Consider the following 21,343-nt stretch of genomic DNA (forward strand, 5'->3'; position numbering starts at 1 on the left):
GGCATGCCTACACGTGTTCACGAGTTTGACTGGCCCGACCGGGTCGTCGTTGGCACCATCGGACTTCCGGGCGCGCGCACCTTCTACCTGCAGGTGCGCGCAGGGACGCAAGTCGTGAGTATCGCCCTCGAGAAGCAGCAGTCGGCTCTGCTCGCGGAGAAGATCGACGAAATCCTCGACGAACTCTTCACCCTCGAGGGCAATCCCTTCAGCGTTCCCACGGGCACTCCCATTGAACTTGTCGACAATGACCAACTCGACATTGTCCAGGAGCAGTTTCGCGCCGGGGCCATGGGCCTCGGCTGGGACCCCACGACCGCCCAGGTCGTCATCGAGGCCCGCCCCATTGCCGAGATCGATGCTGGCGACAATGGCGAATGGCTTCAAGCGGACAGCGCAGACGAGTCCGAAATGCTCCGCGTGCGCATGCCGGTCGGCACCGCCCGCGCATTCGCCAAGCGCACCCGCGAGATCGTGGGCGCCGGGCGTCCGATGTGCCCGCTCTGCGGTTACCCCATTGATGCCGACGGACACACCTGCACCCTTCCCGAGGCCTGATGCCAGCACCGGACCTCGAGACCGCTGAACTGAATCTCACCGGCCGCATCACGACGGCTTCAAATGCAACATTTCTGGGCAGCATCGGCGACGTGGTGGTCGTCTACAAGCCGATAGCCGGCGAAAGTCCACTGTGGGATTTTCCCCAAGGGTTTCTGGCCCACCGGGAGGTGGCGGCGTATTTGGTCTCGCAAGCCTTCGGCTGGGACCTCGTGCCGTACACATGGCTGCGTGATGGCCCGTTGGGCGAAGGGATGGTGCAGCTCTGGCAGGAGCCGGATCCCGCCCACAGCGCGGTGCAACTGGTCGCAACGGATCAGGTGCCGGAGACGGGCTGGAAACGCGTTCTCGAGGGACAAGATGAGAACGGACAGATGGTCGCCCTCATCCACGAAGACACGCCGGCGCTCAGACGCATGACGGTCTTCGACATTATCGTCAACAACGCCGACCGCAAGGGCGACCACATTCTTGCCATGACTAACGGAGACCGGCACGGAGTGGACCATGGGGTCACCTTTCACCGCGACCACAAGCTACGCACGGTGCTGTGGGGATGGCTGGGAGACTCGTTGAGCGCTGAGGAACTTGAGGGCATAGATCGTGTCATCGCGGAACTCCGCGGTGGGCTCGGCCGAGACTTGGCGGACTTGCTCAGCGCCGAGGAAATCGCGTCGCTAGCAGAACGTTGCGCCCGGCTACTCTCGGCAGGGCGGTTTCCAGCCCCGAGGGGTGAGATGCCAGCTGTTCCGTGGCCCCTGTTCTAGCTCGAGCCACACCCGGATCGGGCTTCAGTGGCCACCCGCCGCGTGCAGCTTCCGCGCCGCTGCCGTCCCGAGCCGGTGGCGGAGTTCTTCGGGGTGATCGACCAGCACCTCGCAACCGACGGTCTCAATGACCGGCCGTATCCAGTCGATGTTTACGGCATTGATGTCCATCCGATGGCAGGGCGGGGCAATGTTATGCATCCGTCCGTCCGGCGCAGCGAAGTCGCTCAAGCCGCGCCGCGCCGCGGCGCAATGATGGCGGCTCCCAGATAGTCCTCGAGCACCGTATTAAAGACCACCTGCGGCAGACTCAGGGCTGCACGACTCATCTGCCGTCCTGCGAACGGTTCACTGATCGCTCGCAGTACATGCCGCATCCCCTGCGCAACGGGAACTCAACCACGGCGCCACGGTTGGATCCAGATTTTTCAGCGAGTCTCCGTCAAGCCTGGCGCGATCACTTCGAGCCCTGCGGCTCGGGAAGCTTCACCAAGCCTGCGGTCATACGTGAGGATCGCTGACGCATCAAGTCGCATCGCCGCTTCAAGATGCAGGGCGTCGAGCGTGCGGAGGTACGGCATCGGCAAGAAGCCCGCGCTGCGGTAGACAGCCCTGTCAAGCGCCGCGAGTCCGACACCTTCGAGGACACGAGTCACATCGGACTGTTCGAGTTCCTCCCGGACCGCGACACGGCGCAGTTCGGTCTCGAGCAGGTCGCTGGAGACGAGGGTGGCCTGCGTCCGGTCAAGCCAGTCCAGCACAGCCGGACTCTCGGGCTGGTCGATCAACAGCGCACCAAGAGCGGAGGTATCGACGTAGACGACCGGATGGCTGGTCACAGGCGATCGCCGCGCACGTCGTCGAGGATCGCGCTGAGGCTGTGCTCCGAGGTCTTACGTTCAATGGCCAGCCCCCTCCAGCCACCCTCGCGACGGGCGGGCCGGGTGATTTGCAGCGTGGCTGCGGGCGCATCCAACGGCACGATTCGCCCCACGGGCACCCCGCTGTTGGTCAAGATGAACGAGTGGCCCTCGCTCACCGCGCGGAGCACGCGGCCGGACTCGTTGCGAAGCTCGCGTTGTGACAAGCTCTCCGCCTGTGGTTCGCCGATGCTCATGCTCGAATCGTAGCACCCGTGCGACGCGGGGCGGGAAGTTGTCACCACGCCGAAACACGTGGCGACCGCACATCGGACAGCCTGAACTACCATCAACTACGCGTTAGTCCGAGTCGGCGATTTTCAGGTGACCCGACTACACCTCCAAGCGGAATTCCAGCACGTTCCATAGCCGAATAATGTTTACGGTGCGGGAACGCCTGCACCAGCTCAGTGACGGCAGCCGCAAGGCTCGATAAGGTACGTATCATGACTACGTGGAGGTATGTCGCGAGCCGAGTCCGCGACCAAGCATCCTCCGAGGAGTCATGGGAGATCAGGGAACTCTTCCTCGAGGAGGACGGCAGATTCTCGTTCACCGAGCAGGCGATCGCGCCCGCGGGCACCACGATCGAGGAACTACAGCGTGACGTCGAGGCCATGCTTCGCGATAACCAGCAGCAGCCTCATCTTGATCTCACTGGCAATGAGCCGCGACTCGCCAACGAGGGCGAGGAGATGGGCCGCCCGGCCGGATAGATACCGCCGACGCTGCTGCTTACACTGGGTTTAATCGCATCGCCCGAATAAGCCAGACCACCTGCTCAGTAGTGGTATCGCGCTTGGAGGATGACAAGGTCGTCGCCGTCAACAAGGTAGACCAGCCTATGTTCGTCGGTGATGCGTCTTGACCACGAACCTTGGGCGCCGTATTTGAGCTGCTCCGGCTTCCCGATGCCGTCGAATAGCTGGCGTAGGCAGGCATCGATGAGCGTGTTGATCCGTTTGAGAATCCGTCGATCGGCCGCCTGCCAGTGCCTGTAGTCCTCCCACGCAGAGGAATCCCAGACGAGGCGCATTCAGTCCTCGCGATCGAGCTCGTGCACCTCGGTTTGGCCGGTCCGAGCACGCTCGTAGGCGTCGAGCAGCCGGCGGGCATTGGCGGGCGAACGAAAGAGGTATGCCGTCTCCTGCCACGCCGTGTACTCGGTGGCGGGCATCAGTACGGCATTGCCTCCGCGGGAGACGATTTCCACGGCGTCATGGTCGTCGTTGATGCGCTGGATCAGCGGGAACAGGGTCTTACGCGCTTCGCTGGCACTGATGGACACGGTGAGGCTCCTTTTGCATGCGGAAGTGGTACAACACTACGGTACCACTCCAATGCTGACGGTCATTCCCATCATGCCCAATGATGTGTGTCGCAGTACGATCTCAGCCGGATCGACGGCCATGCCTCAGGAATCCGGAGATGCACTGCTGCTTTGTCCGCGGTTGGGTGTCACTCCGGCACACCGGTGTGGATTGCGCGGGCCACCCTTGACTTCGCCATCACTCGCATCAGATCGTTAGACGAATGGACGTGCGAAGCGTGACCGTTGGCCTCCCGGTGAACGACCTGAAACGTTCTATTGAGTGGTACCAGCGCGTGTTCGCCTTGGCGGATCCAGGTCTCGCACCAGCCGGCGGCGTGGTGGAGTTTCGGCTGGGAGCGCTCTGGTTACAGCTCGGCGAAGAGCCGACGACGCGCTCCGGGGCCGAGGTTGTGACTCGATTCGGAGTCGGTGACGCCGCTGTCGAACGGGAACGCTTGATCAGCTGCGGCGTCGAGGCCGGACCGCTGGAACATGTTCCGGACGGGGTCGACTATTTCGATTTCCGCGACCCAGACGGAAACAAGCTCAGCTTCTACTCCGAGGTGCAGCCATCCTGAGTGATCGTCGCCAGATGGAATCCTGTTGGGTGCCGAATGGCGGCCTGGCGATGGAAGACCTGCCGCCCGTCGACGGGACCCGTTCGCCGTTCACCGTGTCCATGCGCTGAGGAGGCAGATGCTATACCGGGCCCCAGCTACACATTGAACCTGAACTCCACCACGTCGCCGCAGTTAGCGAACGTCTGAAGACTGTCACCTGATGTGCCGGCCACGCACTCGGGCGCGAAGCCGACGTCGATAGCCTCGAGGTCGCCGTACGACTGTCCTTGACCTCGGCCAGCGCCTTCCTCCACCTCGACGCGAGTCAGCTCGCGGATGGGTCTTCGTGCCCCGGCACTCCGACACGTAGCGTTACTCGCACGCATTGCCCCGGTCAAGGTCGTGCGGCACGACGAAGCTGCGTATGGCGTCCGCCTCGTCGATCGCCGCGGCGAACTCCTCCTCGGTGGCCGAGCTCAGCAGCTCGAGGGGCGATCGGTCCGAGCCGTCCGCGCCATGGGGCAGGTCCGGGTGCGGCGTCTGCCACCAGTCCAGTAGCGCCCTGGCGACGTCGGTCGGATCCGAGCCTCCGCAGGACCGGGCGAGCGCCTGGTTGGTCTCGGCAAGCGCGTCGATGATCTTCCCGTCGCGGAACTGGAAGGCCGGATAGAACTTCGTCCCTCCGAGCTCGACCTCGATCACGACGTTGTGCTTGAGGTAGGTCCGAAGCAGGCTGCGCTGGGCGGCCTTCTTCGCGCGCGCCGCCTGCGCCGGGGTACGTGTCCGCTCCGCGTCGATCACTTCCGCCCCCGTCAGCGATGCGCGGGTCTCGGCGGCGGTCATGCACTCGGCTCGGTCGAGCAGGCTCGCGGCCATCATCGGTGAGCGGTCGAGCGCGAAGGCCCGATCCCAGATCGGGCTGCTCCTCCAACTGTCAGGGAATCCGAGCTGCTCCATGCCGAAGCCGACGGTGCGGGACTTCTCTTCGACGAAGTCGGCCAGGTCCACGACGTCGCCCTTCTCCGGCGCGATGCTCAGCAGGAGGTGGCGCAATACGAGCAGCACTCCGTAGAGCCTGTTGTTCGTCCCTTCTTCCGCGAGCGACGCGAGCAGGTCGTCGGCGTCCTTTCGAGCCTGCCCCGGCGCGTCGATGAGCACATCGAACGCGCGGTTCCACACACGGCCGTAGTGGGCGCAGATGTTCCGCACGTTCCTGAGGTTGTTGAGCCAGTTCCCGAGAGCGCCGCGATCTCCGTGGCCGTCGGCGGTGCGGACCTGGAACCGTGCCGCGAGGATCTCCTGGTCGGGCTGCAGCATCAGGTCGTAGAGGCTGCTCAGCACTCCGAAGGACATCACTTCTGTCGCGACCCAGATGGGCAGGTGCGGACCGTACTGCTGGCGGAAATGTACGACGAAGTCGCCCCGGGCGCGCTGCTCGTGCCGGTCGTACTCCTCGAGCCACTCGCGGTAGGCGGCGGTCGGCTCGGGCGGCGCGCCGGGATCTTCCTGCCTCGTCGCGCCGAGCGCCCAGGGGTGCCTGTGCGCGAACGCGTCGATCCTGCCGAGCCGGTGGCCGATGAAGAACCGGAAGGCCGTCTCGACGGTACTGAGGACGTCGCCGAGGCGCATGCGCAACTCGTGGTCGAACTCTTACAGCGAGACCACGTGCGCGAGGCCGGTCCCGGGCACGAACGTGTCCAGGCGGATCTCGCGGTCCTCTTCGTCGGACCGGGGCGCAGGAGGAGCGGGCCGGTCACGGTAGAGGTGCCAGTAACCCGAGAGCCGGTAGTAGCCGTATCGCTGCAGGACCTCGGCCGCGTAGGCGTTGTCTCCGCAGTCCATGCCGCGCCCGCGCAGCCGGCGGATCTGCTCGGGGACCGTGAGGAACGGCTTGGCGTAGGTGCTGTTCGGGGTCGTCACGTGCGCATCGTCCTGGTGTCCCCGGCGCCCGGGGGTAGAAAGAGAACAGGCCCGCGTCTCATCTAGAGAAGCGAGCCTGTCGTGTTAATCCGAGGATACGGGTTCCACCTGCGCAGGTCAAACACTGCTCGGTCGCTCAGCGTCGGCAGCTCCGGGCACTGCTTGCCCCGGCCACGACCTCGATGCTGGAACCAACGCGCTGGTGAAGCGCCCTGGGTTCCGTTAGGGAGGCAGTCGGCTCCTGCGGAGGTTCCGCAGGGGCCGGTTAAAAGCGAAGGTCAGCGCCATTAACGCTCAGCAACTGATGGTAGATCGAAACTCATCCGTCGACCCCAACAGGAAGCCGAGAAGGTAAAACCCCTGGTCAGAGGACTTTTTTAGACATTGAACCTGAATTCCACCACGTCGCCGTCCTTCATGACGTAGTCCTTGCCCTCGATGCGCGCCTTGCCTGCGGCTTTGGCGGCGGCGGTCGAGCCGGCGGCGACCAGGTCGTCGAAGCCGATGACCTCGGCCTTGATGAAGCCGCGCTGGAAGTCGGTGTGGATGACGCCGGCGGCCTGCGGGGCGGTGTCGCCCTGGTGGATCGTCCAGGCACGCGATTCCTTGGGCCCGGCGGTCAGGTACGTTTGCAGGCCGAGGGTGTTGAAGCCGACGCGGGCCAGTTTGTCCAGGCCCGACTCGGTATAGCCGGCCTCGGCGAGCATCTCGGCGGCCTCGTCCTCCTCAAGTTCCACCAGGTCGGATTCGAACTGGGCGTCGAGGAAGATGGCCTCGGCCGGAGCGACCATATCCGACAACCGGGCGCGCAGCGCGTCGTCGGCCAGGCCTTCCTCGTCCATGTTGAAAACGTAGATGAACGGCTTGGTGGTCATCAGCTGCAGCGGGGCGACCTCGGCCAGGTCGAGCTTGGCTGCAGCCGCACCTGCGTACAGGGTGGCGCCCGATTCCAGGATTTCCTGGGCGGTCTTGATGGCCGACAGCAAGGAGGCGTCGGCCTTCTTGGCCTTGACTTCCTTCTCCAAGCGGGGAAGCTGGTTTTCGATGGTCTGCAGGTCGGCCAGGATCAGCTCGGTGGCGATGGTCTCGATGTCCCCTGCGGGGTCGATCTCGCCATTGACGTGCACGACGTCGGGATCGGCAAAGGCTCGGGTTACCTGGCAAATGGCATCCGCCTCGCGGATGTTGGCCAAGAACTTGTTTCCCAATCCCTCCCCCTCGGAGGCACCCTTTACGATGCCGGCGATGTCAACGAAGGACACCGTGGCCGGCAGGATCCGCTCGGAGCCGAAGATCCCGGCGAGGACCTTCAACCGGTCATCGGGAAGGGGCACCACGCCGACGTTGGGCTCAATCGTGGCGAACGGGTAGTTCGCCGCGAGAACCTGCGCGCGGGTCAGTGCATTGAACATGGTTGACTTGCCGACGTTGGGCAGTCCGACGATTCCGATTGTTAGAGCCACGGGAGACAACTCTACCTGCCGCAAACTGTCGGCGCAGGCTGGCAGAGTGGGGGCATGGATGCTTTTGCTTGGGTTGTGTCGACTCTCACGCTGTTGTTGGGGCTGGTGCTCGGGGCCGCCGGTCTGTGGATGCTGGGCCTCCGTGACCGCTTTGCGGCGCTGGCCGACGACGGCCGCCGGAAGGCCGAGCTGTTGTCGGTTGCGGAGTCGTCGCTCGCCGCGACGCGGGGGCAACTTGAATCACTGCAGTCGCGCGCAGATGCCGACCGCATCCGCGAGGGGAGCGACCGTCAGGTCCTGCAGGTCCTGGCCCCGGTGGCGGAGAAGCTCCACCAGGTGCAGCAGCAGGTGTCGCTGCTCGAGCGGGACCGGGTGGAGCAGTACGGCCAGCTCAGCCAACAGCTGAGCATGGCCGCCGAGCAGGACGCCGCGATCCTGAGGACGACGTCGTCACTGGCCGGCGCGCTGCGCAACACCTCGGCGCGGGGCACCTGGGGAGAGGTGCAGTTGCGCCGCGTTGTGGAGGCCGCCGGAATGCTGGCCAGGGTTGACTTCAACGAGCAGGTCACCACCACCACGGGCAAACGACCCGACATGGTCATCACCTTGCCCGGCGGCAAGTCGGTTGCCGTCGATTCAAAGGTTCCCCTGAACTCCTACCTCTCGGCGCAGGAGATTGACGTGCTGGCCGAGTCATCCCGCGTTGCCGAGAGGCGTTCCCTTCTGGAAGCCCATTCGAAGGCATTGCGCTCCCATGTCGATGACTTGGCCTCGAAGACGTACTGGGAGTCCATCCCGGGTAGCCCCGAACTGGTGGTCTGCTTCCTGCCCGCGGAATCATTTCTGGCTGCCGCCGTGACCAGCGATCCGGACCTGCTGGACCATGCCTTCTCCCGGAACGTCGCCCTTGCAGCACCGGCGACGCTGCTCTCGATCCTCAAGGGGCTGTCCTTCGCCTGGCGGCAGGAGTTGCTGACGGAAAACGCGCGCGCCTTGTTCGACGAATCGCAGGAGCTCTACAGCCGGCTGGGGACCTTGGGCTCGCACGTCACGAAGCTCGGCTCGTCTCTGAAGTCGAGCGTGGAACGCTACAACTCCTTCGTGGGGACGCTGGAGTCCCGTGTCCTGCCGTCGGTACGCAGGATCCAGAACCTCGATCCGGGCCACGGGCTTGCCGCGGTCGACGGTGCCGGCCTGTCGGTCGCGCCGGTCGAATCAACACCACGTGTGCTCAGCGCCAGCGAGCTCCTGCAACATGAAGCGCCGGATCGGGAGACGGATTCGGGCGATGCCAGGAGCGAAAGCGCCTAGCTTCCATTCCCATGGCCGCCAAGCCCGCGGGATGAGTCGCCGGCTTCCTTGAGCTTGGCCCGCAGTTCCTTGGGGAGCGAGAAGAGGATGTCCTCCTCGGCCGTGACGACTTCCTCGGCGGGGCCGAACCCGTACTCGGTCAGCAGGTCGAGCACTTCGCGGACCAGGACCTCGGGCACGGAGGCCCCGGAGGTGACCCCGACGCTGGAGATGCCCTCGAACCAGCTCTCGTCGATCTCGTTGGCGAAGTCGACACGGTGGGCGTCCTTGGCACCGTATTCGAGGGCGACCTCGACCAGGCGCACGGAGTTGGACGAGTTGGCCGACCCGACGACGATCACGAGTTCGGCCTGCGGTGCGATCTTCTTGATGGCGGCCTGGCGGTTCGACGTGGCATAGCAGATGTCATCGCTGGGCGGATCCTGCAGGTTGGGGAAGCGTTCCCTGAGGATGTTCACGATCTCCATGGTCTCGTCGACCGAGAGCGTGGTCTGCGACAGCCAGATGAGGTGGTCCGGATCCTCGACTTGGACTGTGCGGGCCTCGGCCGGGTTGTTGACGATCGTGGTGCTCTCCGGCGCCTCGCCGAACGTCCCCTCGACCTCTTCGTGGCCCTCGTGCCCGATGAGCAGGATGTGGTTGTCCGCCTTGGCGAATCGCACGGCCTCGCGATGGACCTTGGTGACCAGCGGACATGTGGCATCGATGGTGCGCAGGCTGCGGTCCGCGGCCGACTGCACGACGGCGGGGCTCACGCCGTGCGCCGAGAAAACCACCAGGGCACCCTCGGGGACTTCATCGGTCTCCTCCACGAAGATCGCGCCGCGCTCCTCCAACGTCGAGACGACATGGACGTTGTGCACGATCTGCTTGCGGACGTAGACCGGGGCTCCATAGTGCTCCAGGGCCTTCTCCACGGCGATGACGGCACGGTCGACGCCGGCGCAGTAGCCGCGCGGGGCCGCCAACAACACGCGCTTCGGACCCTCGATGGGCGCTGCGGCGGAGATTTCCTCGGGCGAACGACGACGGCGTGGTACCCGTGGCATGGGCACGGAAACCGGGGCGGCAGGGCTAACGGACATGCCATCCATGCTATCGGTTCCGCGGACGTCCCACGAGGAGCCGCATCACACCGCCGACCACCACCACGACTCCCCCGCCGACGAGGGCCGGAACCGCCCAGCCGGTTACGTAGTCCGACAACCCCTCCATCACCCGCGCCTGGGCGGCGGCCGCCAGCCCAGCGGCAGGGTCCTGGCCGACAGGGACCGGTGCAGCATCGGGAAGGAGGCCCGCGGCGATCGTCAGCAGGCCAACTGCGCCCAGGCAGACGACCAGGCCGCCCAGGACCAGGGACCAGCCACGGCGACGGGGGTGGGCCATGATGAAACCGGCGATGGCCAACACGACGGCGCCGAGTGCGGCCCATGCCCAGGCCGCCGACAGCCACACCACCGTGGCTATCCGAGCGGACCCTGCGGCGTCGGTCACCGGAAAGGCCAAGGGCACCGACGCCGTGATGTCGGTCTGCAACGAATCGATGAGGAACCCCAGCCCGACGTCGCCGGCAGCCTTCTTCAGGTCGGCGACCCCGTGGGAGGCCAGTGGTCCGAGCTCGAGGGTTACCTCCGCGGTGTCCCGGCTCCCGGCACGGACCTCCTCCAGCCGGTCCACATAGGCCTCGCGGGAAGCATCGAGGCTCGCCAGCCAGGCGTCCTGGAAACCGGGGCTGTCCAAGGCCGCATCGACGGCGTGCGCACTGGCCCGTTCCAGCGGTCCCTCCAACGCATCCGGGACGAAGATCCCCGCAGGGACGCCGCTGCGGACGGCATGGGCGAGCACGGCCGGCAGGGCCGTCCGGACGGCCTCGTCGCGGGGCAGGTCACCGGCGATCCGCCGCACCGGCCCGGCGGTGTGCGCCAACCGGTCCACCGCCGAACCCGCCACAGCGGCACAAGCGAGCAGGGCCGCCATGATCATCAGCAGCGCGGATCCTGCAGTGCGCACGGGGCCTCCCGGCTGGTCGGTTCGTCGGCACGCCCGGTCCAGCGTGCGCCAATTGTCCCAGCCTACTGGTATGCATATACGTGGGCCCGGACGACCGCCGGGCCGCCACGAGACCGGGGAGCAATCGCAGTGGAGAACCCGAATCCGCCAGCCGAGGGCGGTCAACGACCCGATGGCGGGGGGACGCTGCCGCGGATGGCCGGCGAGACCACACCCGATTCCCCGTGGCCGTTGCGGGTCTTTTCCGAGAAGCTCAAGCAGCACATCGAGCGCGCCCCGGCGGCGTGGATCGAGGGCCAGCTCCTCGAGGCGAACGTGCGCAACGGCCATGCCTACCTCACTATGCGCGACGTCGACGTCGAGTACTCCTTGTCGGTCAATGTCTGGTCCTCGGTCATGCGCCGGCTGGAGGCCAAGCCCGAGGTCGGTTCACGGGTGGTGGCCCGGCTCGCCCCGAACCTCTACCTCAAGACCGGCCGCCTCTCCATGGTGGCCTCCGACGTCCGCCCCGTCGGGCTCGGCGATCTGCTGGCCCGGTTGGAACGGCTCCGACATGCCCTGGCCGACGAAGGACTCTTCGATCCGTCCCGCAAACGCCGCCTGCCGCTGCTCCCCCAGCGGATCGGCCTGATCACCGGACGTGACTCCGATGCCGAGAAGGACGTCGTGCGCAACTCGACGCTGCGCTGGCCCGCCGTCGAATTCACGATCCGCAATACGGCGGTGCAGGGCGTCAACGCGGTCCCCCAGGTCATCGCCGCCTTGCGTGAGCTGGATGCCGACCCGGCGGTGGACCTGATCGTCATCGCCCGCGGGGGCGGGGCCTTGGAGGACCTGTTGCCCTTCAGCGCCGAGGAACTCGTCCGGGCAGTGGCCCAGGCAACCACTCCGGTGGTCAGCGCCATCGGGCATGAGGCCGACCGTCCCATCCTCGACGACGTCGCCGACCTGCGTGCCTCCACGCCCACCGATGCCGCCAAGCGGATCGTCCCGGACCTGGCCGAGGAACGGTTCGGGATCGAACAGGCCCGCCAGCGCCTGGACCGGGCGGTCACGCTGTTCATCGACCGCGCCGGCCAGCAGCTCGAATCCCTGCGGACGCGTCCGGTCATGGCCCACCCCGAAGGCATGGTGCAGGTGCGCAGCGAAGACCTCGAACGCCTGCGCGAACGCTCGCACCGCTCCATCGACACCCTCGTCCGCCGTGGGCACGACGCCGTGGCGCACCTGCGTGCCCAGGTCCGGGCGCTCTCGCCGCAGCAGACGCTGGACCGGGGCTACGCGGTAGTCCAGACGCACGACGGCACCGTGGTCCGCTCCCCCGACGACACACCCGTCGACACGGGGCTGGCCATCCGGCTGGCCCGGGGCAAACTCACCGCCGTCGTCCTCTCGACGGAAGACCAACCGCAGGATGCAGCAGATAGGAAGGCAGCAGGATGACGGAGACCGAAGCCAACGCGGACATCGCCGGGCTCAGCTACGAACAGGCACGCGAGGAACTGGTCGCCGTGGTCGCCCAGCTGGAAGCCGGCGGCGCCAGTCTGGAACAGTCGCTGGCCCTCTGGGAGCGGGGCGAGGCGCTCGCTGCCCGCTGCGAGGCCTGGCTCGAAGGCGCACGGGAACGACTCGACGCTGCCCGGGATCGGGCCGGACGGGCCGAAACGGGTTCCACAACCGGCGACTGAGGCACCGTCCCGTGCCACAGCCCCAGCCGGCGGTAGCCTGCTGGGGCTGCAATCGCACTCACCAAAGGGGCCGCCATGCCCGGGGCCATGGCCCGACGCCGGCTGGCGGTGTTGGTGGGGCGAGGAACAGCCCCTCCCGCACGCCGGTCTTCGTCGTGACTCACTACGGCCACCCCAGCTGAACGACGCGTGTCCCCGGACCGGTTCGTCCGGTGGCCAGTCTCAGCCGACGTGCCGTGCGTCCTCCAACCGCCGTCGTTGGGTCTCGACGTCGAAGTCCGCGGCGGGCCACTGCGGGTCGATCCCGGCCAGTGCCTCGATTAGCAGGTGCTGGACGGCGACGCGCGCGTACCACTTGCGGTTGGCGGGCACGACGTACCACGGGGCATGGCCGGCGTCGGTTTCGCGGATGGCCTTCTGGTAGGCCTGCATGTAGGCGTCCCACTCCAGCCGCTCGTCGATGTCCCCGGGATTGAACTTCCAGTGCTTGTCCGGGCGGTCCAGCCGCTCGGAGAGCCGCTCGTACTGTTCCTCCGGGGAGATGTGGAGCATGACCTTGATGATGCGGGTGCCTTCGTCGGCGATGCGCTGCTCGAAGTCGCGGATCGCCCCGTAGCGGCGTTCCAACTCGTCCGCCCCGGCCAGCTGGCGAACCCGTCCGATGAGCACGTCTTCATAGTGGGACCGGTCGAACACGCCGATCATCCCGGCACCGGGCAACCGGCGCTCGACGCGCCAGAGGAAGTCGTGTCGCTTCTCGGCGGCCGTTGGCGCCTTGAAGCCGTGGAGCTCGACGCCTTGGGGGTCGACGGTGCCGATGACGTGCCGGATGATCCCGCCCTTGCCGGCGGTGTCCATCGCCTGCAGGATCAGCAGCACCCGGGCCGGGTCGTCGCCGCTGCGGGCCTGCGCATAGAGGCGTTCCTGGAGGTCGTCGAGGTGTTCATCGGCGGCGGTCAGAGCCTTGCGGCCATCGGATTTCCCTCCCCCGAAGCCGGGCTTGGCGCCGGGATCGGCGTCCTGCAGGGAAAAGCCGCGTCCGGCGCGCAGCAGCGTCGAAACCGGGTGGGTGAAACCGTATGCCGCCCCGGGGAAGTCCTCGGATTTCTTCTTCTTGCCCACCAGTGGCCCCTTTGCCGTTGCCCCGACCGGCGGGCCGTCCGCCGGTGGGCACCACTATGCCATCCCCGGGTGAACGAGGTCAGCGGCGGATGTCGTCCAGGAACTCGGCGATCCTGCCGATGGCTTCCTCCAGGTCCCGGACGGAGGGCAGCGTGACGAGGCGGAAGTGGTCCGGGGTGATCCAGTTGAACGCGCGGCCGTGGGAGATGAGGATCTTCTGTTGCTTGAGCAGATCCAGGGCGAACTGCTCGTCGTCGTCGAAGCGGAAGACCTCGCGGTCCAGCTTCGGGAACAGGTACATCGCCCCGCGGGCTTGCTGGACGGACACGCCCTCGATGTCGTTGAGCATCCGGTAGGCGGTGTCGCGCTGCTCCTTGAGCCGGCCGCCGGGCAGGATCAGGTCGTTGATGGACTGGTAGCCGCCCAGCGCGGTCTGGATGGCGTGCTGTGCCGGGACGTTGGCGCACAGGCGCATGTTGGTCAGCAGGTTGATGCCCTCGATGTAGTCCGAGGCCAGGTGCCTGGGCCCGGAAATCGCCATCCACCCGGCGCGGAAGCCACACACCCGGTAGGCCTTGGACAGCCCGGAGAACGTCAGGATCAGCACGTCGTCGGCCAGCGCCGCGGTGTTGTAGTGCACTGCGTCGTCGTAGAGGATCTTTTCGTAGATCTCGTCGGAGAAGACGATCAGCCCGTGCTTGCGGGCCAGCTCGAGCATGGCCTCGATGACATGCTTGGGGTAGACGGCACCGGTGGGGTTGTTCGGGTTGATGATGACCATGCCCTTGGTGCGCGGGGTGATCTTCGCCTCGAGGTCCTCCAGATCGGGCAGCCAGCCCTCCTCCTCGACGTTGAGGTAGTGCACCGGCGTACCGCCGGCCAGCGACACCGAGGCGGTCCACAGCGGGTAGTCCGGCGCCGGGATGAGGATCTCGTCGCCGTTGTCCAGCAAGGCGTTCAGGCTCAGCGTGATCAGCTCGGAGACGCCGTTGCCAAGGTAGACGTCGTCGACGCCGATCGTCTGGATGCCGCGGGTTTGGTAGTACTGCGACACGGCGGTGCGGGCGGAGAAGATGCCCCGCGAATCGGAGTACCCCTGGGCCTGGGGCAGGTTGCGGATGATGTCCACGAGGATCGCGTCGGGGGCCTCGAAGCCGAAGGGCGCCGGGTTGCCGATGTTCAGCTTCAGGATGCGGTGGCCCTCGGACTCCATCCTTTGGGCGTGTTCAAGCAGCGGACCCCGGATGTCGTACAGAACGTTGTGGAGCTTGTTGGACTGCTTGAACTCGGGCATTGGACCAGCATATGACAGCGGCGTCGTGCGGTCTGTGATCGACTGCACGACGCCGCGACATGATCCGTCGCATTGGACCGGCTACTTCCCGTCCAGGCCCTTCTCCTGCAGCCAATCGGCCGCAGCGTCGGCAGGATCGAGCTTGGCATCGCCGGAGACGTAGCCGTTCAGCTCGATCAGGTCCTCGGTGGCCAGCTCGCTGGAGACCTTGTTCAGCACCTCGGCGGCCTGCTGGCTGACAACCCCGGTGTTGACCAGGGGCAGGACCTGCTGGGCGATGAAGTTGTTCTTCGGGTCTTCCAGGACCACCAGTCCGTTGTCCTTGATGGCCGGGCTGGTCGTGAAGATGTCGGCAACCTGGATGTCGTTGTTGATCAGCGCCTTGACGGTCACCGGTCCGCCGCCGTCGGCGATCGGCTCGAACGACTTCGGAGTGCAGTCGTATGTCGACTTCAGCCCGGGCAGGCCGTAGGCGCGCTCCTTGAACTCCGGCGGGGCGCCGAGGACGAGCTGGTCGCAGACCTTGGCCAGGTCGGTGATGGACTTCAGGTCGTACTTTTCCGCGGTGGCGGCGGTGACGACCAGGGAGTCCTTGTCCTCGGCCTTGGAGGCCTGCAGCACGCCGAGTCCTTCGGGGACCGCGTCCTTGAGCGCCTCGGTGATGTCTCCGGCCGAGACCGCGGTGGCGTCGGGGTTGAAGTAGAGCAGCAGGTTCCCGGAGTAGTCCGGGACGATGTCCGCCGAGCCGTCCTTGACGGCCCCGACGTAGGCTTCCCGGGCACCGATGCCCGGTTTGGTCGTGGCGTCGATCCCGGCGCCCTCCAGGGCACCGGCGTAGATCTCGGCAATGATCTTGCTTTCCGGGAAGTCGGCCGAGCCGACGACCAGGGGCCGGTCGAGCGCGGACCCGGAGGCCTGGGGGGTTTCGGGGGCCAACGGGTCGGATCCGCTGCACGCCGAGAGGGACAGCGCGGCGACCAGCCCGAGGGCGGCGCCGAGCGCGAATCGGCGGGTCGAGCGGGGCGCCTTCGATGTCTGGGTCATGGAGTGCCTCCTAGATGGGTTTTCAGTCCGGGCGAGACGGCAATCCGTTGGACCAGCGCCAGCACCGCATCCACCACAATAGCCAATGCAGCGATCACCACCGCTCCTCCGAAGACCTGGGGGTAGTCCCGCACGGCGATGCCGTCGATGAGGTACCGGCCCAACCCGCCGAGGTTGATCACCGAGACGACCGCCACCGTGGCGATGACCTGGAGCACTGCCAGGCGCAGTGCACCCATCAGCACCGGCAGGGCGTTGGGTACCTCCACCCGGAAGAGGACCTGTGGCTCGGTCATCCCCATGGCGCGGGCTCCGTCGACCACCGTGTCCTCCACCGAGCCGATGCCCGCGGCGATGCCGGCCAGCAGCGGCGGCACGGCAAGCAGGACCAGCGCCCAGATCGGCGGCATGATGCCCAGGGTCCCGGAGAGCAGGACGAACAGGGTCACCATGCCCAGCGTCGGCAGGGCGCGCAGCATCCCGGATCCGGCGATCACCGCGACCCGGCCCCGCCCCGTGTGCCCGACGAGCAGGCCGATCGGCACGGCGATCACCAGGGCGATGGCCAGGGTCAACCCGGTATAGGCCAGGTGTTCGAGCAGGCGTACCGGGATGCTGCCGGGGCCGTTGAGCGTGCCCGGCCGGGAGAGCCATTCGCCCAAGCCGCCGAGCGGTCCCAGTGCAGGCATTGTGGCGGGTAGGGCCGGTGCGGCGGCCGCGATTACGCTCATGCGGCCACCCAGCGGGCCTGGCGCCGGCCGCTGCCGGCCCGCTGCCAGGGTGTCAGGATCCGCTGCAGCAGGACCAGGAGCAGGTCCATCAGCAGGGCCAAGACCAGGGTGGCCACGATGCCCACGGCGATCTCGAAGGGGAAGTTGCGGCGCAGCCCGTCCATGAACAGGGTGCCCAGGTTCTCGATGCCGATCAGCGCCCCGACGCTGACCAGCGAGATGTTGCTGACCGAGACCACGCGCAGGGCGGGGAAAAGCACGGGCAGGGACAGCGGCAGGTCGACCGCGAAGAAGCGGCGCATGGGCCGGTATCCCATCGCATCGGCGGCGCGCAGCACCGCGGGGTCCACGGATTCCAGCGCATCGGCGGCACTGCGCACCAGCAGGGCTATGGCGTAGAGGGTCAGGGCGACGATGACGTTGGCCGGATCCAGGATCTGCGTGCCCAGGATCGAGGGCAGTACGACGAACAGGGCCAGCGAGGGAATCGTGTAGAGCAGCGCGCTAAGCTGGACGACGCCCAGCCGCAAGGCACGACGGCGGCCGGTCCCGTTGGAACGGATGAACCGGGCCGCGGGAATGGACACCACGGCGGCCAGCAACAGCGGCAGGATGGATTGGACGAGGTGGCTTCCGGACAGGTGCAGGATCTCCTCGAGGTGGCCCTCAAGCCAGAGCATCCTGGTCCCTCCCACCGATCTGGCGGCCGATCCCGGCCGCATCCAGGACGCCCAGGGCGTTCCCGTCCTCGTCGACGGCGAGTGCCACTCCGGACAGCGAGGTCAAGGCGGCGTCCAGTGCGGCCCGGATGCTGGCCGAGCGCGGGATCTTCACGGCGGCGGCCAGGTCGGCCTCGGAGTACTCCCCCGGCGGAGTCCAGTCCAGCTCTGCCGCGGGCCGGAAGGACAAGGCACGGAAGCCGCGGTCGCGGCCGATGAAGTGGGCGACGAAGTCGTTGGCGGGGGCGCGGAGCAGTTCGGCCGGCGGGCAGAACTGCTGCAGGACTCCCCCGTCGCCCATGACCGCGACCCGGTCGCCGAGCAGGATCGCTTCGTCGATGTCATGGGTGACGAACACGATCGTCTTGGAGAGCTGGGACTGCAGGCGCAGCAGCTCGTCCTGCAATTCGGCGCGCACCACCGGATCCACGGCGCTGAAGGGCTCGTCCATGAGCAGGATGGGCGGGTCGGCGGCGAGGGCGCGGGCGACCCCGACGCGTTGCTGCTGGCCGCCGGAGAGCTGGGCGGGGTAGCGCCCGGCCAGGTCGGCGCCGAGTCCGACGGTCACCAGGAGCTCCTCCGCGCGCCGTCTGGCCGCGGCACGTCCGGTGCCCAGCAGCCGGGGAACGGTGGCGATGTTCTCGCCGATGGTGCGGTGCGGCATGAGGCCGCCGGCCTGCATGACGTAGCCCATGGAGCGCCGCAGCTGGTGCGGCGGCGTCTGGGCGATGTCGCGCCCGTCGACCTCGATGGTGCCGGAGGTGGCGTCGACCATGCGGTTGATCATCCGCAGCGACGTCGTCTTGCCGCAGCCGGAGGGGCCGACCAGGACGGTGATGCTTCCCGCGGGGATCTCCAGGGTGAGGTCGGTGACCGCGGGGGCACCGCCGTCGTACCGCTTGCCCACCTTCTCGAAGCGGATCATGCGCGGCCCCTTTCGAGGTGGTCATGGTAGGCCTTGACGGCCCAGTCGACGCGGGAGGTGCGTTCGAGCCGCGCGAGGTCGTCGAGCTCGAACCAGCCGGCCTGCGAGGTGGTGCCGTCCAGCTCATGGGCCAGCTCGCCTCCGGTGATCTCCGCGCCGTAGAGCACCGCGACCGTCTGCAGGGCCCGGTCGGTGGGGTGCATCCGGGCCTCGGCGGGGATATGGCCGGCGTCGACGTCGAGCAGACCGGTCAGGCGGACCGCGTACCCGGTTTCCTCGGCGACCTCGCGCACGGCCCCGGCCTCGATGGACTCGCCCAGTTCGACGCCGCCGCCGGGCAGTGTCCAGCGCGGGCTGAAATCGGCTACCCGGTGGCGCATGTCCCACAAGGCCAGCAGGATCCGGGAATCACGGACCACCACGCAATAGGCTGCCAGCCGCGTATCGAATCCGGCGTCGGGTTCCCGGGGCGCAGAGGTCATGGACCCCAGCGTACTGTGCCGGTCCGCCCGGCGCTCCGGCATCCACGCCGCGTGTGGTGGAATATCTGCATGCCTGCCGCCAAGAAGCCCTCGACCCATGCCCCGCTGGACGACGTCGACCGGGTGCTCATCTCGGAGTTGCTGGCCGATGCCCGTATCAGCAATTCCGCGCTCGCCCAGCGTGCCGGCATTGCCCCGTCGACGGCCCTGCTGCGCACCCGCCAGCTGGTCGAACGCGGGATCATCGAGGGCTACCACGCCCGCTTGAGCCTGCCGGCGGTGGGCCGCAGCGTCCAGGCGTTGATCTCGGTGAAGCTGCGCGTGCACGACCGCGTCCAGATCGACCGGTTCACCGGCCGGGTTCCGCAGTTGCCGGAGGTCCTGTCGATGTTCCATGTCTCCGGCGGCACCGACTACCTGCTGCACGTGGCCGTGCCCTCGACGGAGTCGCTGCGGGACTGGGTGCTGGACCATCTGGCGACCGACGAGGCGGTCGGGCATACCGAGACGACCTTGGTCTTCGACCACGTGCAGGGGCAGGCCGGCCCGCTCTGACGCTGCCCGGTGTCTGGCCGCGGCAGCGGCGTGGCCAAGGCCTGGCTACGGCCGGCGGGGCCGGCGCTCCAGCAGTGCTCCGGCGGCGACGGCCAGGCAGCCGGCGGCGATGAGCGCGGCGAACCAGGCGACGGCAGAGGGCAGGCCGATGATCCCGGCGACCAGGCCCAGTCCCAGGACCGGCAGCGCGCTGCCCAGGTAGGTCACGACGTAGACCGTGCTGATGACCTGGGCGTGCCGGGCGGGTTCGACCGCCAGGGCCACGTCGTTGAACGCCGTGCGGAACGCGGTGCCCTGGCCGGCGCCGGCGAGCAGGCTGGCGGACACCAGCAACGGCAAGCTGGCCAGCGCGCCGGCGACGGCGATGAGCACGATCCCGGCCGCCATCGCGCACAGCGCCCACGGCAGCAGGTTCCGGTGCGAGCGGCCCAGCAGCTGGGCCGCGGCGGATGCGGCCAGGGTCAGTGCGGCCAGGACGCCGATGCCGGCCAGCGAGTCGATCCCGAACAGGTCCGAGAAGTAGCGCGGGGCCAGCGAAAGCCCGAAGCCGAAGAGCGCGAAGCTCAGGAAGCCGATGGAGGCCGCCCGCCGGAACTGGGTGCGCGCGTCGTGCACCGGGCCGATCCGGCGCGGCCGCAACACCCGGACGGCTCCGGACCCCGGGGCCGGGGACAGGGCCGGGCGCGCCTTCAGCGCCCACAGGGGCACGAGGACCAGGACCAGGGCCGCGCCCAGGAGCAGGAACGGGGTGCGCGTCGGGTGCGGCAGGGCGCCGAGCAGGCCCCCGAGCACGGGGCCGGCGGCCACCCCCGAGGAGGAGGCCAGCAGGGTCAGGCGGCTGGCCCATTCCGGGTTGCGCGGCAACAACTCGCGCAGTGCGGCGCTGCTCGCCCCGGTGCACAGCGCCACCGCGGCGCCCTGCAGGGCGCGCCCGAGGATGAGGCCGCCGAGGCTTCCCGCGCTCCCGAAGACCACCACCCCGGCCACGCCCACGAGCACCGCCAGAACCACGGCGGCGCGGCGGCCGATGTGATCGGACCAGTGGCCGTAGAGCACCAGTCCGGCCATCAGGGCCAGCACGTAGGAGGAGAAGGCCAGCGTGACGGCGAACGGGCCCAGGTCCAGCCGTTCCTGCAGCAGCGGATACAGCGGGGTGGCCAGGTTCGCCCCGATGAGCAGCAGCACCGTGGCGGTGAAGGTAAGCACCAGCCGGGCGTTCACCGAGGCATCCCATCCCGGGCGGGAGGCGGAGGCTGGTTGGGCGCGCATGCGCAGTTCGCTGATGACGGTCATGGGGCCTTACGGGGTGGTTCGGGCTTGGAGGCCGGGCCGGCGGGGTATGGCGGCACGCCCTTTCAACCACTATTCTGGGTTTTCCTGATGCAAATGCCTCGCAAATTGCCGCTGGATTGATGATCATGATCAGAATCGGCGTCCGATGTGATCTACTGGGGCACATCATGGCAACTTTTGACTCCCTCGAATTGCGGCTGGTGGTGGCCCTGCTGGAGGAACCCCGGGCCCAGATCGGTGATCTGGCCTCCTCGTTGGGGGTCGCCCGCAATACCGTGCAGTCGCGCCTGAAACGGCTGGACCGGGCCGGGGTGCTGCGCTCCGGGGGCCGGGAGGTCGACCTAGCGGCCCTGGGATACGACGTGCTGGCGTTCATCACCATCGAGGTGTCCCACCGCGAGCTCGACGCCGTCATCGCGGCGCTGCGGCAGCAGGAACAGGTGCTCGAGGTGCACGAGATCTCCGGCCGTGGCGACATCTGGTGCCGCGTCGTGGCACTGGACACCCACCATCTGCAAAGCGTGCTGCGCTCCATCCTGCGCATGCGCGGGGTGATCCGGACCGAGACGTCCCTGGCACTGAGCGAGCACATCCCCTACCGCGCCGAGCCGCTGCTGCGCCACCTCGCAGGGCAGGGCAGGCACTAGGCTGGGGGAAACGGCCACCGGG

26 protein-coding genes and 1 pseudogene are annotated in these 21,343 nt (G+C 67.5%); 9 read left to right on the plus strand and 18 right to left on the minus strand.

Features of this window, described 5'->3' with window-relative positions; translation table 11 throughout:
- Positions 1–3 precede the first annotated feature (3 nt).
- Both AB8M85_RS06795 and AB8M85_RS06800 read left to right on the plus strand, forming a co-directional pair.
- A complete protein-coding gene (locus tag AB8M85_RS06795) occupies positions 4–558 on the plus strand; it encodes a DUF3090 domain-containing protein (protein ID WP_372698020.1) in 555 nt (184 codons plus the stop codon).
- The gene (locus tag AB8M85_RS06800; RefSeq protein ID WP_372698021.1) at positions 558–1,325 is read left to right on the plus strand and encodes an SCO1664 family protein; all 768 of its coding nucleotides are present in this window, start codon (positions 558–560) and stop codon (positions 1,323–1,325) included. The genes AB8M85_RS06795 and AB8M85_RS06800 overlap by 1 nt, the downstream gene beginning before the upstream one ends.
- Positions 1,326–1,349: 24 nt before the next feature.
- On the opposite strand, the gene AB8M85_RS06805 is transcribed toward AB8M85_RS06800, so the two are convergent.
- From AB8M85_RS06805 to AB8M85_RS06815, 3 genes are all read right to left on the minus strand, one after another.
- A complete protein-coding gene (locus AB8M85_RS06805; RefSeq protein WP_372698022.1) occupies positions 1,350–1,496 on the minus strand; it encodes a hypothetical protein in 147 nt (48 codons plus the stop codon).
- 257 nt (positions 1,497–1,753) lie between these two features.
- Positions 1,754–2,164 carry a type II toxin-antitoxin system VapC family toxin gene (locus AB8M85_RS06810; RefSeq protein WP_372698023.1) on the minus strand — a complete coding sequence of 137 codons (411 nt, stop codon included), beginning with the start codon at positions 2,162–2,164 and terminating at the stop codon, positions 1,754–1,756.
- The gene (locus tag AB8M85_RS06815) at positions 2,161–2,442 is read right to left on the minus strand and encodes a type II toxin-antitoxin system Phd/YefM family antitoxin (protein WP_372698024.1); all 282 of its coding nucleotides are present in this window, start codon (positions 2,440–2,442) and stop codon (positions 2,161–2,163) included. The genes AB8M85_RS06810 and AB8M85_RS06815 overlap by 4 nt, the downstream gene beginning before the upstream one ends.
- Positions 2,443–2,691: 249 nt before the next feature.
- Between AB8M85_RS06815 and AB8M85_RS06820 the strand changes: the two genes are divergently transcribed.
- Positions 2,692–2,961: a hypothetical protein gene (locus AB8M85_RS06820; protein WP_372698025.1), complete on the plus strand. Its 270-nt coding sequence runs from the start codon at positions 2,692–2,694 to the stop codon at positions 2,959–2,961.
- Between the two features lie 65 nt (positions 2,962–3,026).
- On the opposite strand, the gene AB8M85_RS06825 is transcribed toward AB8M85_RS06820, so the two are convergent.
- Positions 3,027–3,281, minus strand: coding sequence for a Txe/YoeB family addiction module toxin (locus AB8M85_RS06825; protein WP_372698026.1), 255 nt, complete (start codon positions 3,279–3,281; stop codon positions 3,027–3,029).
- A complete protein-coding gene (locus tag AB8M85_RS06830) occupies positions 3,282–3,533 on the minus strand; it encodes a type II toxin-antitoxin system Phd/YefM family antitoxin (protein ID WP_372698027.1) in 252 nt (83 codons plus the stop codon).
- A 260-nt stretch (positions 3,534–3,793) separates the two neighbouring features.
- Between AB8M85_RS06830 and AB8M85_RS06835 the strand changes: the two genes are divergently transcribed.
- On the plus strand, positions 3,794–4,135 hold the full coding sequence (locus AB8M85_RS06835) for a VOC family protein (protein ID WP_372698028.1): 342 nt from the start codon (positions 3,794–3,796) through the stop codon (positions 4,133–4,135).
- 354 nt (positions 4,136–4,489) lie between these two features.
- Here AB8M85_RS06835 and AB8M85_RS06840 read toward each other — a convergent pair.
- From AB8M85_RS06840 to ychF, 3 genes and pseudogenes are all read right to left on the minus strand, one after another.
- Positions 4,490–5,755, minus strand: a pseudogene (locus AB8M85_RS06840) (Abi family protein); the annotation flags it as partial.
- A 12-nt stretch (positions 5,756–5,767) separates the two neighbouring features.
- Entirely contained in the window at positions 5,768–6,037 is a 270-nt protein-coding gene (locus AB8M85_RS06845; protein WP_372698029.1) for a hypothetical protein, read from the minus strand.
- A gap of 377 nt (positions 6,038–6,414) precedes the next feature.
- Positions 6,415–7,500 (minus strand): redox-regulated ATPase YchF, encoded by a 1,086-nt coding sequence (gene ychF, locus AB8M85_RS06850; protein WP_372698030.1) that lies wholly within the window; start codon positions 7,498–7,500, stop codon positions 6,415–6,417.
- Positions 7,501–7,554: 54 nt separating this feature from the next.
- Here ychF and AB8M85_RS06855 point away from each other — a divergent pair, with 54 nt between their 5' ends.
- Complete coding sequence (locus AB8M85_RS06855; RefSeq protein ID WP_372698031.1) at positions 7,555–8,811, plus strand: DNA recombination protein RmuC; 1,257 nt, start codon at positions 7,555–7,557, stop codon at positions 8,809–8,811.
- On the opposite strand, the gene AB8M85_RS06860 is transcribed toward AB8M85_RS06855, so the two are convergent.
- Both AB8M85_RS06860 and AB8M85_RS06865 read right to left on the minus strand, forming a co-directional pair.
- Positions 8,808–9,896, minus strand: coding sequence for a 4-hydroxy-3-methylbut-2-enyl diphosphate reductase (locus tag AB8M85_RS06860; protein ID WP_372698032.1), 1,089 nt, complete (start codon positions 9,894–9,896; stop codon positions 8,808–8,810). The genes AB8M85_RS06855 and AB8M85_RS06860 overlap by 4 nt on opposite strands.
- A gap of 10 nt (positions 9,897–9,906) precedes the next feature.
- Positions 9,907–10,821, minus strand: coding sequence for a hypothetical protein (locus AB8M85_RS06865; RefSeq protein WP_372698033.1), 915 nt, complete (start codon positions 10,819–10,821; stop codon positions 9,907–9,909).
- 195 nt (positions 10,822–11,016) lie between these two features.
- On the opposite strand from AB8M85_RS06865, the gene xseA reads away from it, so the two are divergent.
- Together xseA and AB8M85_RS06875 are read left to right on the plus strand one after the other, a co-directional pair.
- A complete protein-coding gene (xseA, locus tag AB8M85_RS06870) occupies positions 11,017–12,264 on the plus strand; it encodes an exodeoxyribonuclease VII large subunit (RefSeq protein WP_372698541.1) in 1,248 nt (415 codons plus the stop codon).
- The gene (locus AB8M85_RS06875; protein WP_372698034.1) at positions 12,261–12,509 is read left to right on the plus strand and encodes an exodeoxyribonuclease VII small subunit; all 249 of its coding nucleotides are present in this window, start codon (positions 12,261–12,263) and stop codon (positions 12,507–12,509) included. The genes xseA and AB8M85_RS06875 overlap by 4 nt, the downstream gene beginning before the upstream one ends.
- 222 nt (positions 12,510–12,731) lie before the next feature.
- Here the strand turns inward: AB8M85_RS06875 and AB8M85_RS06880 are convergent, their stop codons facing one another.
- The 7 genes from AB8M85_RS06880 to AB8M85_RS06910 form a co-directional block, all read right to left on the minus strand.
- On the minus strand, positions 12,732–13,631 hold the full coding sequence (locus AB8M85_RS06880) for a PPK2 family polyphosphate kinase (RefSeq protein WP_372698035.1): 900 nt from the start codon (positions 13,629–13,631) through the stop codon (positions 12,732–12,734).
- A 79-nt stretch (positions 13,632–13,710) separates the two neighbouring features.
- Positions 13,711–14,925, minus strand: a complete 1,215-nt coding sequence (locus AB8M85_RS06885; RefSeq protein WP_372698036.1) for a pyridoxal phosphate-dependent aminotransferase — start codon at positions 14,923–14,925, stop codon at positions 13,711–13,713.
- An 81-nt stretch (positions 14,926–15,006) separates the two neighbouring features.
- Complete coding sequence (locus AB8M85_RS06890) at positions 15,007–15,969, minus strand: ABC transporter substrate-binding protein (protein WP_372698037.1); 963 nt, start codon at positions 15,967–15,969, stop codon at positions 15,007–15,009.
- Entirely contained in the window at positions 15,966–16,658 is a 693-nt protein-coding gene (locus AB8M85_RS06895; protein WP_372698542.1) for an ABC transporter permease, read from the minus strand. Before AB8M85_RS06895 ends, AB8M85_RS06890 begins: the two co-directional genes overlap by 4 nt.
- A 38-nt stretch (positions 16,659–16,696) precedes the next feature.
- Positions 16,697–17,380, minus strand: a complete 684-nt coding sequence (locus tag AB8M85_RS06900; RefSeq protein WP_372698038.1) for an ABC transporter permease — start codon at positions 17,378–17,380, stop codon at positions 16,697–16,699.
- The gene (locus AB8M85_RS06905) at positions 17,367–18,344 is read right to left on the minus strand and encodes an ABC transporter ATP-binding protein (RefSeq protein ID WP_372698039.1); all 978 of its coding nucleotides are present in this window, start codon (positions 18,342–18,344) and stop codon (positions 17,367–17,369) included. The genes AB8M85_RS06900 and AB8M85_RS06905 overlap by 14 nt, the downstream gene beginning before the upstream one ends.
- Entirely contained in the window at positions 18,341–18,826 is a 486-nt protein-coding gene (locus tag AB8M85_RS06910; protein WP_372698040.1) for an NUDIX hydrolase, read from the minus strand. Before AB8M85_RS06910 ends, AB8M85_RS06905 begins: the two co-directional genes overlap by 4 nt.
- A gap of 69 nt (positions 18,827–18,895) precedes the next feature.
- Between AB8M85_RS06910 and AB8M85_RS06915 the strand changes: the two genes are divergently transcribed.
- The gene (locus AB8M85_RS06915; protein ID WP_372698041.1) at positions 18,896–19,381 is read left to right on the plus strand and encodes an Lrp/AsnC family transcriptional regulator; all 486 of its coding nucleotides are present in this window, start codon (positions 18,896–18,898) and stop codon (positions 19,379–19,381) included.
- Between the two features lie 45 nt (positions 19,382–19,426).
- On the opposite strand, the gene AB8M85_RS06920 is transcribed toward AB8M85_RS06915, so the two are convergent.
- Complete coding sequence (locus tag AB8M85_RS06920) at positions 19,427–20,674, minus strand: MFS transporter (RefSeq protein WP_372698042.1); 1,248 nt, start codon at positions 20,672–20,674, stop codon at positions 19,427–19,429.
- 167 nt (positions 20,675–20,841) lie between these two features.
- On the opposite strand from AB8M85_RS06920, the gene AB8M85_RS06925 reads away from it, so the two are divergent.
- The gene (locus AB8M85_RS06925; protein ID WP_372698043.1) at positions 20,842–21,321 is read left to right on the plus strand and encodes an Lrp/AsnC family transcriptional regulator; all 480 of its coding nucleotides are present in this window, start codon (positions 20,842–20,844) and stop codon (positions 21,319–21,321) included.
- Positions 21,322–21,343 lie beyond the last annotated feature (22 nt).

The organism is Arthrobacter sp. JSM 101049 (assembly GCF_041679245.1).
In the GTDB taxonomy this organism is placed as follows: domain Bacteria; phylum Actinomycetota; class Actinomycetes; order Actinomycetales; family Micrococcaceae; genus Arthrobacter_H.

Coding starts and splice junctions, on each gene's coding strand:
- AB8M85_RS06895 (WP_372698542.1), bottom strand. CDS start 16,658: ATGCCTGCACTGGGACCGCTCGGCGGCTTGGGCGAATGGCTCTCCCGG.
- AB8M85_RS06825 (WP_372698026.1), bottom strand. CDS start 3,281: ATGCGCCTCGTCTGGGATTCCTCTGCGTGGGAGGACTACAGGCACTGG.
- AB8M85_RS06890 (WP_372698037.1), bottom strand. CDS start 15,969: ATGACCCAGACATCGAAGGCGCCCCGCTCGACCCGCCGATTCGCGCTC.
- AB8M85_RS06920 (WP_372698042.1), bottom strand. CDS start 20,674: ATGACCGTCATCAGCGAACTGCGCATGCGCGCCCAACCAGCCTCCGCC.
- xseA (WP_372698541.1), top strand. CDS start 11,017: ATGGCCGGCGAGACCACACCCGATTCCCCGTGGCCGTTGCGGGTCTTT.
- AB8M85_RS06795 (WP_372698020.1), top strand. CDS start 4: ATGCCTACACGTGTTCACGAGTTTGACTGGCCCGACCGGGTCGTCGTT.
- AB8M85_RS06815 (WP_372698024.1), bottom strand. CDS start 2,442: ATGAGCATCGGCGAACCACAGGCGGAGAGCTTGTCACAACGCGAGCTT.
- AB8M85_RS06905 (WP_372698039.1), bottom strand. CDS start 18,344: ATGATCCGCTTCGAGAAGGTGGGCAAGCGGTACGACGGCGGTGCCCCC.
- AB8M85_RS06855 (WP_372698031.1), top strand. CDS start 7,555: ATGGATGCTTTTGCTTGGGTTGTGTCGACTCTCACGCTGTTGTTGGGG.
- AB8M85_RS06915 (WP_372698041.1), top strand. CDS start 18,896: ATGCCTGCCGCCAAGAAGCCCTCGACCCATGCCCCGCTGGACGACGTC.
- AB8M85_RS06820 (WP_372698025.1), top strand. CDS start 2,692: ATGACTACGTGGAGGTATGTCGCGAGCCGAGTCCGCGACCAAGCATCC.
- AB8M85_RS06910 (WP_372698040.1), bottom strand. CDS start 18,826: ATGACCTCTGCGCCCCGGGAACCCGACGCCGGATTCGATACGCGGCTG.
- AB8M85_RS06875 (WP_372698034.1), top strand. CDS start 12,261: ATGACGGAGACCGAAGCCAACGCGGACATCGCCGGGCTCAGCTACGAA.
- AB8M85_RS06860 (WP_372698032.1), bottom strand. CDS start 9,896: ATGTCCGTTAGCCCTGCCGCCCCGGTTTCCGTGCCCATGCCACGGGTA.
- AB8M85_RS06800 (WP_372698021.1), top strand. CDS start 558: ATGCCAGCACCGGACCTCGAGACCGCTGAACTGAATCTCACCGGCCGC.
- AB8M85_RS06805 (WP_372698022.1), bottom strand. CDS start 1,496: ATGGACATCAATGCCGTAAACATCGACTGGATACGGCCGGTCATTGAG.
- AB8M85_RS06925 (WP_372698043.1), top strand. CDS start 20,842: ATGGCAACTTTTGACTCCCTCGAATTGCGGCTGGTGGTGGCCCTGCTG.
- AB8M85_RS06900 (WP_372698038.1), bottom strand. CDS start 17,380: ATGCTCTGGCTTGAGGGCCACCTCGAGGAGATCCTGCACCTGTCCGGA.
- AB8M85_RS06885 (WP_372698036.1), bottom strand. CDS start 14,925: ATGCCCGAGTTCAAGCAGTCCAACAAGCTCCACAACGTTCTGTACGAC.